Origin of the sequence: Actinoallomurus acaciae (assembly GCF_042429965.1) — a bacterium.
Classification (GTDB): domain Bacteria; phylum Actinomycetota; class Actinomycetes; order Streptosporangiales; family Streptosporangiaceae; genus Actinoallomurus; species Actinoallomurus acaciae.
Window position 1 is genome coordinate 8961 of sequence record NZ_JBHLZP010000200.1, and the last position, 13905, is coordinate 22865.

Consider the following 13905-nt stretch of genomic DNA (forward strand, 5'->3'; position numbering starts at 1 on the left):
TCGCCCGCCTCGCCGAGGCCGGACCGGGCCGGTGACCACGCTTCGCCGGCAGGCTCCTACCCCACTCCGGGCTCCGTCGAGGGGCCCGGGTGGGAGTCCAGCCGGATCCGGCCGCCGGTGATCAGGGTCAGCAGGCCCAGGACGCCGCCCGCGCCCGCCACCGCGAACGCCCCGTGTGCTCCCGCCGCGTCGCCCGCGAGGCCGGCGAGAGCCGCGCCCGCCGCGCTGCCCACGCCGAACGCCGTCACCAGCCAGGCGAACGCCTCGGTCACCGTGCCGCGCGGTGCGAGCCCGTCCACCAGCGTGAACGTGCACGCCAGCACGGGGGCGAGGAAGACGCCGCTGAGCAGGGCCAGCACCATCATGACCGGCAGCGGCGGCGCCCACATCAGCGGCAGATAGCCGGCGGCCAGGCCCGTCATCAGCAGCCCCAGCCGCCGGTACGCCGGGCCGGGCCGAGGCCGCCCCCCGTACGTCACCCCGCCGACGAACGCGCCGCCCGCCGTCAGCGCGAGCAGCAGGCCGGAGGCGTACGAGATGTGGCGCGCGTCCGCGTACGTGACGACGGCGACGCTGATCACGCCGAGGGCGACGCCGACGAAGGTCAGCGCGGCGATGAGCACCCGGATACCGGGGGAGCGCAGCGGCCCCGCCCAGTGCCCGCCGCCGCCCTCGCCGCGCCAGTCGCGTGAGGGCCGGGAGGAGGTCACGACGAGCGTGCCGGCCACGCGCAGCAGGCCGGTGAGCAGCAACGCCACCTCATCGGAGAACGTGGCGGCGGCGATGACGATGAGCGGCCCGCAGGTGAACAGCAGCTCCTGCGCGGCGGGGTCCAGCGCGTACGCCGCCTGGACCTCCGCCTCTCCGGGCAGGACCGATGGCCACAGGGCCCGCAGGCCCGCCTCCAGCGGTGGCGTGAAGAAGCCGGCCACCAGCACTCCGGTGACCGCGACCGGCAGCGGGCGCAGCCCGGACGTCGCGAACGACGCGAACCCTGCGGCGGCGGCCACCGCGCTCGCGGTCAGGATGCGCGGCTGGCCGAACCGGTCCATCGCCCGGCCGATCACCGGCTGGCCCGCCGCCATCGCCAGCCCGTACAGCGCGGACAGCGCGCCCGCGAGCGTGTAGCCGCCGCCGTGCGCGCGGGTGAACAGGACGATCGCCAGCGCGCCCATGCCGTTGGGCAGCCGGCCGAGGAGCGTGCCGCCGAGCAGGCGGGCGGCGTGCGGCCGCCGCAGGAAGTCGAGATAGGCGCGCATGGGGTCCCGTCATACGTATTACGGAGGCGTTGATGTCATACGTATCACGTAGAGCGGCGTGGCTCTACTGTTGACAGGTGTCCAAGAGACCGACCAGCCGCGACGTGGCACGCGTCGCGGGAGTGTCGCAGTCGACCGTGTCACTCGTGCTCGCGGGCAAGGCCGAGGGCCGGGTCAAACCGGAGACCGGGCGGGCGGTGCGCGAGGCGGCGCGCCGGCTGGGCTACCGGCCCAACATCGCCGCGCGCAACCTGCGTCTCGGCCGTACGCGTACGGTGCTGCTCGTCGTCCCCACGCTGGTCAGCCCGATCTTCGGCGCCGTCTACACGGGGGCCGCGCGGGTCGCGGGCGAACAGGGCTTCGGCGTCGTCGTCCACCCGTGGGACGACGACGCGTCCCCGGCGCGCAGCCCGGTCGACATCGAGGCCATCGACGGCGTCCTCGCCTCCTCGCTCGGCGGCGGCCTCGCGGGCTTCGGCGACGTGCCGCTCGTCGTGCTGGACAACGACCCGGCCGACCCGGCGCCCGCGGTCAACTTCGACGTGGCCGGCGGCATGCGGGCGATCACGCGGCACCTCGCCGGTCTCGGGCACCACCGTCTCGGGCACCTCGCCGCCGCCGTCGACACCTGGACCTTCCACGTACGGGCCGAGGTCCTCACCGCGACGGGCGCGCTGACCGGCCGCGAGCACTGCGCGATCGACGTGGCCGCCGCCCGCGAGGCGGCGCTGGCGCTGCTGGACCGCCCCGACCGGCCCACCGCCCTGGTCTGCGACGACGACCTGATCGCCGCCGGTGCCTACAAGGCCGCCCGGCACCTCGGCCTGGACGTCCCGCGCGACGTGTCGGTGACCGGCTTCGACGACATCCTCGTCGCCACCGCCCTCGAACCGGAACTGACCACGATCCACCTACCGGCCGAACGCCTCGGCGCCCGGGCGATGGCCGCCCTCCTCGCCCGCCTCGACGGCCACGCCCCGGCGGACGTGTCCCTGCCCGGCGAACTCATCGTCCGCGGCTCCACCGCCCCGCCGTCGGCCTGACGCGTCCGGGGCGGAGGATCTTCGTCCGGCGTCACGCGTCGCGTTCGGCGGGTCGCCGGCCGGTCGCCCAGACGATCACCATCGCCGCGAGGACGAACGCGGCGGCGACCCAGGGGAGTCGTCCCGGGCCGATGGCGCGTACGCCGAGCCCCGCCGCGCCGACGCCGCCGGCCAGGAAGACGGCCAGGTAGAGCGAGGACTGGTACAGAGAGGTGACCAGCGGGGCCTGTTCGGCGGGAACGAGCGCGATGATCCGGTGTTGCTGCGGAGTGGTGACCGAGAAGGACAGGGCGCCGGAGACCGCCACCGCCGGCACCGCGGTGACGAACGATCCGCGCAGGGGCGGCAGCAGGACGAACAGGGCCGTGAGCAGCAGCAGGACGGGTATCAGCACGCGGCGGGGCGTGAAGTGGTGGCTGAGGTGTCCGACCGCCAGATTCCCGATCGTGGCGGCCACCCCGAAGACCAGCAGCAGAATCGCCACGCGGTCGCCGTCGCCGCCGGTGGCGGGCCGGTAGACGACGCTGACGTACGTCGAGGGGATGTAGATGCCGGTGAAGACCACCACGGTCGCGGCGAGGACTCCGAGGACCCGACGATCGGCGAGGGGCGCCAGTCGTTGCCGCAGACCGGCGGGACGCGGCGCGCGGATGGACGGCAGCCGCAGGGCGATGGTCAGCCCGGCGAGGACACCCAGGACGGTGACGAACCAGATCGTCGCCCGCCAGCCCAGGCCGGTGCCGATGGCGGTGCCCAGCGGGGCGCCGAGGACGAGCGAACTCGTGAGTCCCAGCATGACGAGGGCGATGGCCTTGGCGCGCTCCTTGCCGGCGAGCATCGCCGCGGTGGCGCTCGCGTTCGCCGTGTACATGGCGGCGCCCGCGCCGGCGACGACCCGGGAGGCCAGGACCAGGCCGTAGGCGGGCGCCAGCGCGGTCACGACGTTCCCCAGGGCGAACACCGCCATCGCCGTGACCAGCACGGTCCGCCGTGACCAGCGTGCGGTCAGCGCGGCGAGCACCGGTGCCAGCGCGGCGTACGCGATCGAGAAGACGGTGACGAGTTGGCCCGCGTCGCCGATGCCGACACGCAGCGATCGGGCGATGTCGGGCAGCACACCGGCGATCACGAACGCGTCGGTCCCCACCGCGAACGTCCCCAGCGCGAGGACCACGGCGTGTGTCCGCCAGCGGTCATCGCCGGTGGCGACCGCCGGGGACGGGGCGGCCTGAGCGGGGGTACGGGCGGCCGGAGTATGCGACATCGGACCAACTTCCGGTTAGTGTCGGAACTTACGACGGCCATCGTAAGTCTATTTGGACCGGTATCGTGACATACGACGACCGTCGGAGGACGTGATGAGCGACACCTGGCTTCCGCAGCCCGCGTTGGAGACCGTCGACGTGGGGGTGATCCTGCAGGCGCTGGCCGACCCCACGCGACTGAAGATCGTCCGGGCCCTCGACGAGGTCGGCGAGGCGACATGTACCACGCTCGACGTGCCGGTCAAGGTCTCGACGGTCTCCCACCATCTGGGGATCCTGCGGGAGTGCGGCGTCGTCTCCACCCGCCTCGTCGGCAACGCCCGGCCCAGCCGGCTACGCCGCGACGATCTCGAACGCCGGTTTCCCGGCCTGCTCGGCTCCATCCTGACGGCCGCGCCCGCCTCGCCGGAGCCGTCGCCGGACCGATGAGGAGACCGCGCGCCTGAGGGCCTGTCTCAAGTCCGGCTGTACGGCCAGAGCGGGCAGGCCTCGGCCGGTCCTACCGGCGAAATCGGCGAAGCGCGGCAGTCGCCGCTCAGATTCGTCCGCGCGATCGTGTCACCTGCGGCGGTACGCCCATGGGCGGCCGGTGTCGCCGTGTTCACTGAGTGCGATGTGGGCGGGCCGACTCATAAGTTCGGTGAATGAACCAATAGGGTTCAGGCATGGGTTCGATGAATGAACCAACAGCGACACTCTGGAGAAAGTGAGTACTCCCATGCCCATGACCCGTATCGACCTGTCCGCGAACAGGCCGCCCGCCGTCCGGCGGGCCATCGGTGACGGTGTGCAGCGCGCTCTGGTCGACGCCATCGGCATCCCCGCCGGTGACCGGTTCCAGATCATCACCCCACACGACCCGGACGATCTCGTCTTCGACGCCGAGTATCCCGGCGTGCACCGCGAGGACATCGTCTACATCCAGATCATCTTCGTGGGCGGCCGGCCACGGGAGCTCAAGCTCGACCTGCACCGGAGGATCGCGGCCAACCTGGCCGAGGTCGGCGTACGCCCGGAAGACGTGTTCGTCGTCCTCCACGAGAACGGTCTCGAGGACTGGTCGGTGGGCAACGGCGAGGCGCAACTCGTCGCGCAGGGCACCGTACCGGGAATCCAGGCACGGACCTGACCCCCGGCGGGCGCCGAGAAGACCAGAGAGCGCGAGTAACCGGAAAATAGGTAGCCACGTAGGTAGTCACGCCGATCCCCCCGCCTCGGTTCTCGTGCAGGCTTCCGGAGTAGGACGCCAGCAATCCGGGAGGGATGAGTCCGATGTGTGAGCACCAGCCGGCGTGTCCGCCGGCGGAAGCGTCCGATCACGACGCGGCCCACCTGGTCGCCTACCACCCTGAACAGGGGTGGGGCCTGCTGTGCAACGGGGTGATCGTCTTCGACGACACCGGTGAGTTGCTCCCCGACGGGCGCAGCATCCCCGTCCACGACGTCATCTTCGAGCCAGCGGCCGCGTAGGCCCGATTCGGCGCCCGGCACGGACCGCCCCCACCCGCGTCGAGCGCCTGTGAGCCGGAAGCCTCGTCTCGCCGCCCCCGCGGTGAGCCCGCCCGCCCCACGAGGCCCTCCGGTTCCATCTGGGCGCCGGGACCGGCCCCCCGGGATACCGGTCCCGGCGCCCCCAGAGAGCCCTGCCGTACGCGGCGAGGCGACGGGGCCGCGGGCGCGCGGTGCCGCCGGTCATCGCGGTTCGGAGGAGGTGCCGGCGACGACCCAGGCGGCGATCTGGGCGCGTGAGGTGAAGTTGAGCTTGGACAGGATGTGCTCGACGTGCGCCTCCGCGGTTCGCTGGGCGACCACCAGCGCGGCGGCGATCTCCTTGTTGCTCAGGCCCTCCGCGACGAGTTCGGCGACCTCCCGCTCGCGGCGGGTGAGGATCGGCCTGCCGCCGCGAGCCGCGGCGGACCTCGCCGTACGGGACTCCTCCTCCAGCGCGCACCGGATGGCGTCCCCGACGTCGAGCCGTTCGCCCGCCTGGAAGAACTCCCGGTACTCCTGTTCGCCCAGCGCCTGCCGCGCACGCTGTTCGGCCGGCTCCCGGTGGTGGCGGACGTAGCCGAACTCGACGAGCGAGGAACCCGCCTTCAGCCAGGTGCTGCGGGCCGCGCCGAACAACCGCGCCGCCCGCCTCATGTCGCCCGTACCGGTGGCGATCCAGGCCAGGACCTCGATGCAGTGGGCCTCACCGGCCAGATCGTCGACCAGCGACTTGAGCCGCAGCGACTGGTGGATCACCTGCGTGGCGCGCGCCAGCTCGCCTCGCCGCCAGGCGTTCAGGCCCACGACGAACAGCGCCCAGGACCGGGACAGGTCCGCGCCCTGGGCCTCGCACAGCTCCAGGCATTCCTTCGCGTACGCCTCACCTCGGGGGTCCTCGACGGCCGTGGCGGCCATCGCCAGGTGCCGCAGCGCGAAGTAGACCCCGAACCGGTCGGCGAGCCGCCGGTGCCGGGCGAGTGCCTCCTCCAGCATGGACAGGCCGCCGGCGAAATCCCCCTGGTACATCTTTGCCGAGCCCCGTCGCAGGGCGGCGTAGGCGAGCGCGGACGCGTCATCCAGGCGTTCCGCCAGTGCCTCGCACTCGCGCAGCCTCGACAGCGCGCCGTCGATGTCGCCGAGCATGATCAGCAGGTAGGCGTGGGCGTGCAGGGCCCTGGCCCGGGAGCTCGTCGGCTCGGGGCAGCGGCGGAGCGCCTGGTCGAGCCACCGGCCGCCCTCACGCAGCGCCCCGGTGATGACCCAGAAGATGTGCAGGATCGCGGCGGCCTCCAGCGTCGCGGGCGCCCGGTCCGGCTCCGTGAGGCCGTAGCCCAGCGCGGCACGCACGTTGGGCTGCTCCAGGCGTACCCGCGCGATCCAGTCCACCTGGTCCGCGTTGAACCAGCCGGCTTCGGCCTTCCGGGTGAGGCCCTCATAGTGGTCGAAGTGCCGGGCCCGTACGACGGCCTCTTCCCCGGAGGCGGCCAGGAGCTCGTGGCCGAACTCGCGGATGGTCTCCAGCAGCATGTACCGGTCCTGCGCCGCGCGGACGATGAGGGACTTGTCCACCAGGCCCAGTACGAGATCGAAGATCTCATCGGACTCGATCCCCGCACCGGAGCAGACCCGCTCGATGGCCTCCAGATCGAATTCGCCGGCGAACACCGACATCCGCCCCCACAACAGCCGTTCGGCGGGGGTGCACAGGTCCAGGCTCCACTCGATCGCGCCGCGGAGGGTCTGATGCCGGGGGAGCGCCACCCGGCTCCCTCCCGTCAGGAACCGGAAACGGTCATCGAGCCGATCGAGGATCGCCGCCGGCGACAGCGCCCGCAACTGGACCACCGCCAGCTCGATCGCCAGCGGGATTCCGTCCAGCCGCCGGCAGATCCCGGCCACCGCGCGTCCTTCCGCGGCCGTCATCTCGTCCCTGCCCGCGAGCGCCGCCGCCCGCGCCATGAACAGCTGCTCGGCCTCCGACGGCGCGTGCCCGGCCGCCGTGTCCGGCGGGTCGGGGCACACCGACAGCGGCGGCACGGTCAGGAGGTGTTCACCCTCGACTCCCAGCGCCTGGCGGCTGGTGGCCAGGATGCGCAGCCCCGGAGCGCGTCCCAGCAGTTTCGCCGCCAGCCGCGCACTGCCCTCGATCAGATGCTCGCAGTTGTCCAGCACCAGCAGGAGCCGCCTGTCGGCGACATAGTCCGAGATCTGGTCCAGCGGGGAGCACGTGGCATGTTCGCCAAGGCCGAGAACGGCCGCGACCGTCGAGTCGAGCAACTGGTCATCGCGCAGTGACGCCAGCTCGACGAGCCAGACCCCATCGGGGAACGCCCGGGACACCCCGGCCGCCAGCCGCAGGGCCAGCCGCGTCTTTCCCACGCCGCCGGTGCCGGTCAACGTCAGCAGTCGGGCAGACGACAACAGCGACCTTGCGGTGGACAGTTCCCGTCGTCGCCCGATGAAGCTGCTCGCCTCGGCGGGCATGTTTCCCACACGCCGGCCGGGCCTGTGCGAGGACACGACGAAAAAAGGCTATCCGGAGGCTTCTGACCAGGTCAAACGTCTCGTTCGGGGTGGCCGCCCGGAAGCGACGAGGCCGGTACGTGCCGGAGACGGCGCTGTAACGAACCCGAACGGTGGTGAAGACTTCGTCGATTGTGGCCATCGCGGCGCGGAGCCAGGACTCGCGGCATTTCGGCCACGTTCACTCCGGCGCGGTGCTCGGGATCGTACTGCGGACCCTCGGCCGTTCATCGGCGCCGGTCAGGACTCGCCCCTCGGGTGAGCCTGCCATGCCCCCGGGCGGACGAACACGGCAGACTGCGCAGTATGAGTTATGAGGCCGCCGACAACAGGTACGACCAGATCTCCTATCGCCGCACCGGGCGGAGCGGGCTCAAGCTGCCCGCCATCTCCCTCGGTCTGTGGCACAACTTCGGGGACGACAAGCCGATCGAGACGCAGCGGGCCATCCTGCGCCGGGCGTTCGACCTCGGGGTCACCCACTTCGACCTCGCCAACAACTATGGCCCGCCGTACGGCTCGGCCGAGACCAACTTCGGGCAGATCTTCGCGCAGGACTTCCGTCCGTACCGGGACGAGCTGGTCATCTCCACGAAGGCCGGCTACGACATGTGGCCCGGTCCGTACGGTGAGTGGGGGTCCCGCAAGTACGTCCTGGCGAGCCTCGACCAGTCACTCAAGCGGATGGGCGTGGACTACGTCGACATCTTCTACAGCCACCGTTACGACCCGGACACGCCCCTCGAGGAGACGATGGGCGCCCTGGACCACGCCGTACGGTCGGGCAAGGCGCTGTACGCCGGGATCTCCTCCTACTCCCCGGAGCGCACGGAGGAGGCCGCGGCGATCCTCAGGAGCATGGGCACCCCGCTGCTGATCCACCAGCCCTCGTACTCCATGCTCAACCGCTGGATCGAGGGCGGTCTGCTCGACACCCTGGAGCAGGTGGGCGCCGGCTGCATCGTCTTCTCGCCGCTGGCCCAGGGCATGCTGACCGACAAGTACCTGAACGGCGTCCCCGAGGGGTCGCGGGCCAGCCAGGGCAAGTCGCTGTCGCCCGACCTGCTCACCGACGAGACCCTCGCGCACGTTCACCGGCTCAACGAGATGGCCGGGAAACGCGGGCAGTCGCTCGCGCAGATGGCGCTCGCCTGGTCGCTGCGCGACCCGCGGGTCACCTCGGCACTGATCGGGGCCAGCAGCGTCGCCCAGCTCGAGGACAGCCTCGGCGCCCTGGACAACCTCGACTTCGCCGACGACGAACTGGCCGCCATCGACGCCGACGCGGTCGAGGCGGGCATCAACCTCTGGGCCGCCTCCAGCCGCCACTGACGTACGGCCCGCACCCGGGGCGCATTCGAGCGACACCGGTCGGGCAGCCGGCTTCGGCCGGGAGCTAGACGAGACACTCGGCTGGGGTTTCCCAGCCGAGTGTCTCTCGTGGTCCGGCGTTCGATTCGGCGGCGACGGCGTCCAGGCCGGCCCGGGTGCGGACCGACAGGTCCGCGCCCTTGGGGAAGTACTGCCGCAGCTCGTTGGACCCGCGCCGCCCGCCTGGTAGACGGTCTCGCACATCCCCCGGGGAAGTCCCGACGGAGATGGTGGGTGCTCCGCTCTGGGCTCCCCCCTGAGTTCCAGGCGCTGCCGAACGTCGTCGCGCAGCCGCGGATTCCGGCCGAGCCTGCTCGGCTTGGGCCGCGGCCGGTAATGCCGGTCGTTGCGGCTCCCCTCGGCCCGGTCGCGGCGGATCTCCCGGCCAACGGTCCAGGGACGGCGGTCGAACTCCCACGCGATGACGCGACGCGAGGTCCCCTCACCCAGGCCCCGACGTCCCACGTTCCATGATCGGCCCCGAAACCTCGAAGCCCATCGCACCCCCGGCCGGGGGACGGGCGCCGTTCACGCCGCGAGGATGAGCGTGGTCGCGCCCGCCGCGATCAGTGCGGCCGCCCACAGCCGATCGAGGTTGAACCAGGCGCGCCGCAGGATGGTCAGGCCCACCACCTCGTAGACGAGGACCGCGATGATCCCCGCGACGGTGAGCATGGCGATCGTGTGCACGAGCGTCACGAAGATCGCTGCGGACACCGCGTCGCCGGCGCCCCCGGTGATCCCGTGCGCGTGGGCGTGGGGGACCGCGACCGAACCGTGGGTCAGCACCGGCAGCAGCATCAGGCCCGCGCCGTGCGCCGACGACATCAGGAACGACCAGCCGGCGAGCTGCCACAGCGACAGCCGCATGCCCACCCAGCGGAAGTGCCGGCTGGACAACAGCCGCCACAGGCCGAAGCCGACGAGCACCGCTCCTCCGCCGATCGAGACCACGCGCGAGGTCAGCACCGACCCGGTCAGCGTCACGACCACGGCGACGACGAACACCGACGCGGCGTGCCCGGCGGCGATCGCCGGCAGCGACTGGAGCACGAGCGCCCGGGAACGCTCCTGCAGGCCGCGGGCGACCGCGAACAGCCAGCCCATCCCCGGGTTGAGGCCGTGGAAGGCTCCCAGCGCGACGAGTGCGATCAGCGAGCCGTCCTTCATCGGCCCTCCCGGATCACGGGTAGCAGTAGGAGTCCGAGGACGCGTCCCCACCCTGGAGCCGGGTCTGGTGCGGACGCAGGCCGCGGAAGTCGTCGCCGTTCGGGAAGAAGCGTGGGTCGAAGGCGAAGTCGTCGCCCGAGTCGACCTTGGCCATCCACGCTCCGACGCCGTCGGGGTAGAACTGGTCGTCCCACGCCCCGTACAGCGAGTTGGTGACGTACACGCGTCTGCCGTCGCGGCTGACCTCGACCATCTGCGGGCCCCCGGCCGGCGGCCGGTCCGGCGCCGACGGGTGCGGCGTGCGGCCGACGATGCCGCCGATCCGCACCGACCCGGCCTCGACCGGGTTGAACGGGTCGCTCACGTCGTAGCGTTTCAGCTCGCCCGTGCCCCAGCAGGAGACGTACAGGTGGCGGTCGTCCACGGACAGGTCGATGTCGGTGACCAGCGGCGGCACCGCCCCGAACGGCGCGATCACCGGCGGCAGGTCCTGGGGGGAGGCGGGCTCCGCCGGGATCGTGATGACCTTGCGGGCCTTGAACTCCCCGTCCTCGCGGTACCAGACCCAGACCGAGGCGGACAGGTCCTCGACGTTGACCACGACGCCGGCGAAGCCGTACGTCTTGGTCGGGTCGTGCGCCGGCCGTAGCTCCAGCACCATCTGGTGCTCGTCGCCGAGGTCGATGCGCTGGACGTGGCGCCGCCTGCGCAGGTCCCAGAAGTGCAGCGCGTGCCCGTACTTGCGGCCGAGCAGCAGGTCGGCGTCGACGCCGTCCTCGATCATCGACGGCGTGCCCCACTCGGAGGTCACCATCACGTCGTGCGCGATGTGCCACCAGAAGTCGTACGCCAGGTACTGCGGGCCCCGGTCGGCCTCCCACCGGCCGAGCACGTCGAAGGACGTGTGGTCCAGCAGCGCGATGCCCCCGGGCCCGTCGTCGCCCTTCTCCCGGCCGGTCGGCTCGGGCCGATCTTCCGGCGCCCCGCCCAGCGCGGACACATAGAGTCCCTCCGGCCCGCAGTGCACCGTGTGCGGACGGGAGTAGCCCGCCCGCTTGGCCAGCTCGTCCGGTTCGAGGATCTTGGTGATGGCCGGCTTAACCGGGTCGTCCTTCACGTCGATGATGTAGATGCGCGAGGAGCGCAGCCCCGGGACCACGAGGTACCGGCGTTCGACGTGCGGGTGCGGCGAGTACGGGCACAGCGCGCTGCTGCAGGCGTTCCAGCCGAAGTGGTGGAGCTCGTCCCCGGTGTGGGGCAGGTCGGTCCAGCCGACCACCGAGCCGTACGAGGCGGATCCGGGGTCGACGTCGATCACGGCGATCGCGTCGGGCCGCTCGGCCGCGCGGTCGAAGGCGGCGACGTACGCGAGTGACTCCGGCGGCCCGGCGACCGCGTCACGAGGGGAGGGATAGAAGGTCGGGTCGGGCTTCCAGCGGGCCACGCCACACTCCTTCACTCGGCGGCATCGTCGAATACCGCGAGGTGACCAGGGTGAACACGATCCTCACGCGCATTTCCCACCTGGTCGATAGGAAATATGCTAGGGGGTCCGAGCATCTGTCGGATCTTGACAGGTCATGGTTCCTCCGGTTTGTACCCGGCCACATGCCGGGCCTACCGGAGGACTGGCAGAATCGACTCACGTGATCGAGCAGCGAGAGAGCCAGAGGGCACCGCACCGTGGTCACGGAGGAAGGTCCCGTGACCGCGCGAGGCGAGGGGACCGGACGCCGTACCGTGGTCACGAGGCCGGCGAAGGAGGCCCCGTGACCGAACTCGTGCAGCTGCTCAGCCCAGAGGGCGAACGGCTTGAGCACCCCGAGTATCCCCTGGATCTGACTGCCGGTCAGATCCAGGAGCTTTTTCGGGACATGTCGCTCGCGCGGCGCCTCGACACGGAGGCGATGGCCCTGCAACGGCAGGGTGAGCTCGGGCTCTGGGTGCCACTGCTCGGCCAGGAGGCCGCGCAGGTCGGCGCCGCCCGCGCGCTGGCCCCCGCCGACTACGTCTTCCCCAGCTACCGCGAGCACGCCATCGCCATGGTGCGCGGCGTCACGGTCGCCGAGCTGCTGAAGAACTGGCGCGGCACCGACCACGGCGGGTGGGACGCCGAGAAGGTCCGCATGGCCCTCTACGCGATCGTGATCGGAGCGCAGACGCTCCACGCGGTCGGGTACGCCATGGGCGTGCAACGCGACGGTGCCGAAGAGGCCGTGCTCGCCTGCTTCGGCGACGGCGCGAGCAGCCAGGGCGACGTCAACGAGGCGTTCGTGTGGGCGGGCGCGCAGAACGCCCCGGTCGTCTTCTTCTGCCAGAACAACCAGTGGGCGATCTCCGCCCGGGTGGAGACCCAGACGCGCGTGCCGCTCTACCGGCGTGGGTTCGGGTACGGCTTCCCCGGCGTGCGCGTCGACGGCAACGACGTGCTCGCCTGCCTGGCGGTGACGCGCGCCGCGCTCGAACGGGCGCGCGCCGGCGAGGGCCCGACCTTGATCGAGGCCTTCACCTACCGGATGAGCGCCCACACGAGCTCCGACGACCCGACCCGCTACCGCACCGGCGCCGAGCTGGAGGCCTGGCGGCTGAAGGACCCGATCGAGCGCGTCCGGGCGTACCTCGCCAAGAACGGGCTGGCCGGCGACGACTTCTTCCAGGCCGTGGACGCCGAGGCCGAGGCGCTGGGCCGCCAGGTGCGCGACGACTGCCGCGCGCTCCCCAACCCGGAGCCGAGGGCGATCTTCGAACACGTGTACGCGGGAGCGCACGAGCAGCTCGACGAGGAGTACGCGGCGTTCGCCGCGTACCTCGAAGGCTTCGCCGGCTGACGAACGCCTTCGACACCGTTTCGGTGACCTCGGTGTACGCACACCGCGGGTTCTTGCTTAGGATGTGCTTCCCTCGACATTCGCGGCGGCCCGGCTGTCGGGGCCACCGGGCCGACGTCACCGGAGGAGGAACGTTGAGCACTACGAGCACGCCCGACAACCTCGAACTGGCCACGACCGCACGTGAGATGGCCGACCAGGCACCGGCCGGGTCACTTGAGAAGGCCGTCGCCGGGTCGGTGGCCATCACCTGCGCCACGACCCGCACCTACCAGGAGGCGATCGACGTCCTCGGGGGCATCCAGCCCGTCGAGGTACGCCGGCCGGCGATCGAGTTCCTCGAGCGACTCGCCGTCGCCGCGCGGTGACGCGGACGGTGGCGAGCCGTCTCGGAAGCTTCCGGCACAAAGTAGACTCCGCACCGTGTCCGAGGTGAAGTTCGAGATACAGATGTTGCACGACCGGGTGATGGTGCGCCCCGACAAGGAGGGCGAGCGCCGCAGCACCGGCGGCATCGTCATCCCCGCGACGGCCGAGCTGGCCAACCGCCTCGTCTGGGGCGAGGTGTGCGGCGTCGGCCATCACGTGCGCTCGGTCAAGGTCGGCGACAAGGTCCTGTTCAAGGACGAGGACCAGTTCGAGGTCGAGGTGCAGGGCGCGATGTACCTGGTGATGCGCGAGCGCGACCTGCACGCCGTGGCCAGCGAGCGCCCGGAGTACGGCACCGGCCTCTACCTCTGAGCGCCGGGGCCGGTCAGGTCCCGCGTCGGTGGGGCGGCGGCCCGCCCCGCCGTGGGCTTCGCCGCGAAGGCGCGGGCGAGGGCTGCCCCGGTGACCCCGATCACCGCCGCGGCGATCATCACCCGGTTCAGGCCGACGGACGTCCCGGCGCCGGGCTGTTGGAACAGCACGCCGAAGACGGCCACGCCGAGGGTCTGCCCCAGCTGCCGGAACG

Annotated in this window: 14 protein-coding genes and 1 pseudogene; 8 read left to right on the forward strand and 7 right to left on the reverse strand. The window is 71.7% G+C overall.

The window, feature by feature from the left end:
- Window positions 1-56 precede the first annotated feature (56 nt).
- Complete coding sequence (locus ACFFNX_RS24855) at window positions 57-1259, reverse strand: MFS transporter (protein ID WP_378206865.1); 1203 nt, start codon at window positions 1257-1259, stop codon at window positions 57-59.
- Between the two features lie 77 nt (window positions 1260-1336).
- Here ACFFNX_RS24855 and ACFFNX_RS24860 point away from each other — a divergent pair, with 77 nt between their 5' ends.
- Window positions 1337-2302 carry a LacI family DNA-binding transcriptional regulator gene (locus ACFFNX_RS24860; RefSeq protein ID WP_378206868.1) on the forward strand — a complete coding sequence of 322 codons (966 nt, stop codon included), beginning with the start codon at window positions 1337-1339 and terminating at the stop codon, window positions 2300-2302.
- A gap of 31 nt (window positions 2303-2333) precedes the next feature.
- On the opposite strand, the gene ACFFNX_RS24865 is transcribed toward ACFFNX_RS24860, so the two are convergent.
- Window positions 2334-3566, reverse strand: a complete 1233-nt coding sequence (locus ACFFNX_RS24865) for an MFS transporter (RefSeq protein ID WP_378206871.1) — start codon at window positions 3564-3566, stop codon at window positions 2334-2336.
- A 94-nt stretch (window positions 3567-3660) separates the two neighbouring features.
- Between ACFFNX_RS24865 and ACFFNX_RS24870 the strand changes: the two genes are divergently transcribed.
- From ACFFNX_RS24870 to ACFFNX_RS24880, 3 genes are all read left to right on the forward strand, one after another.
- Window positions 3661-3996: an ArsR/SmtB family transcription factor gene (locus ACFFNX_RS24870; RefSeq protein ID WP_378206874.1), complete on the forward strand. Its 336-nt coding sequence runs from the start codon at window positions 3661-3663 to the stop codon at window positions 3994-3996.
- A 295-nt stretch (window positions 3997-4291) separates the two neighbouring features.
- A complete protein-coding gene (locus ACFFNX_RS24875) occupies window positions 4292-4696 on the forward strand; it encodes a tautomerase family protein (RefSeq protein ID WP_378206877.1) in 405 nt (134 codons plus the stop codon).
- Window positions 4697-4839: 143 nt separating this feature from the next.
- Window positions 4840-5037 carry a DUF5999 family protein gene (locus ACFFNX_RS24880; protein WP_378206879.1) on the forward strand — a complete coding sequence of 66 codons (198 nt, stop codon included), beginning with the start codon at window positions 4840-4842 and terminating at the stop codon, window positions 5035-5037.
- Window positions 5038-5259: 222 nt separating this feature from the next.
- On the opposite strand, the gene ACFFNX_RS24885 is transcribed toward ACFFNX_RS24880, so the two are convergent.
- Window positions 5260-7479 carry an ATP-binding protein gene (locus tag ACFFNX_RS24885; protein ID WP_378206882.1) on the reverse strand — a complete coding sequence of 740 codons (2220 nt, stop codon included), beginning with the start codon at window positions 7477-7479 and terminating at the stop codon, window positions 5260-5262.
- A gap of 408 nt (window positions 7480-7887) precedes the next feature.
- Here ACFFNX_RS24885 and mgrA point away from each other — a divergent pair, with 408 nt between their 5' ends.
- Window positions 7888-8913, forward strand: coding sequence for an L-glyceraldehyde 3-phosphate reductase (gene mgrA, locus ACFFNX_RS24890; RefSeq protein ID WP_378206885.1), 1026 nt, complete (start codon window positions 7888-7890; stop codon window positions 8911-8913).
- Between the two features lie 64 nt (window positions 8914-8977).
- Here mgrA and ACFFNX_RS24895 read toward each other — a convergent pair.
- From ACFFNX_RS24895 to ACFFNX_RS24905, 3 genes and pseudogenes are all read right to left on the reverse strand, one after another.
- A pseudogene (locus tag ACFFNX_RS24895) lies at window positions 8978-9130 on the reverse strand (IS30 family transposase); the annotation flags it as partial.
- Between the two features lie 350 nt (window positions 9131-9480).
- Window positions 9481-10122 (reverse strand): hypothetical protein, encoded by a 642-nt coding sequence (locus ACFFNX_RS24900; RefSeq protein WP_378206891.1) that lies wholly within the window; start codon window positions 10120-10122, stop codon window positions 9481-9483.
- A gap of 13 nt (window positions 10123-10135) precedes the next feature.
- Window positions 10136-11566, reverse strand: coding sequence for a selenium-binding protein SBP56-related protein (locus tag ACFFNX_RS24905; RefSeq protein WP_378206894.1), 1431 nt, complete (start codon window positions 11564-11566; stop codon window positions 10136-10138).
- 325 nt (window positions 11567-11891) lie between these two features.
- On the opposite strand from ACFFNX_RS24905, the gene pdhA reads away from it, so the two are divergent.
- The 3 genes from pdhA to ACFFNX_RS24920 all read left to right on the forward strand — a co-directional run bounded on the left by pdhA (window position 11892) and on the right by ACFFNX_RS24920 (window position 13691).
- The gene (gene pdhA, locus ACFFNX_RS24910; protein ID WP_378206897.1) at window positions 11892-12950 is read left to right on the forward strand and encodes a pyruvate dehydrogenase (acetyl-transferring) E1 component subunit alpha; all 1059 of its coding nucleotides are present in this window, start codon (window positions 11892-11894) and stop codon (window positions 12948-12950) included.
- Between the two features lie 134 nt (window positions 12951-13084).
- Complete coding sequence (locus ACFFNX_RS24915; protein WP_378206900.1) at window positions 13085-13318, forward strand: hypothetical protein; 234 nt, start codon at window positions 13085-13087, stop codon at window positions 13316-13318.
- Window positions 13319-13373: 55 nt separating this feature from the next.
- On the forward strand, window positions 13374-13691 hold the full coding sequence (locus tag ACFFNX_RS24920; protein WP_378206903.1) for a GroES family chaperonin: 318 nt from the start codon (window positions 13374-13376) through the stop codon (window positions 13689-13691).
- Here ACFFNX_RS24920 and ACFFNX_RS24925 read toward each other — a convergent pair.
- Window positions 13682-13905: hypothetical protein (locus tag ACFFNX_RS24925; RefSeq protein WP_378206906.1), on the reverse strand; the 224-nt coding region annotated here is incomplete at its 5' end. The two genes, ACFFNX_RS24920 and ACFFNX_RS24925, sit on opposite strands and share 10 nt — an antisense overlap.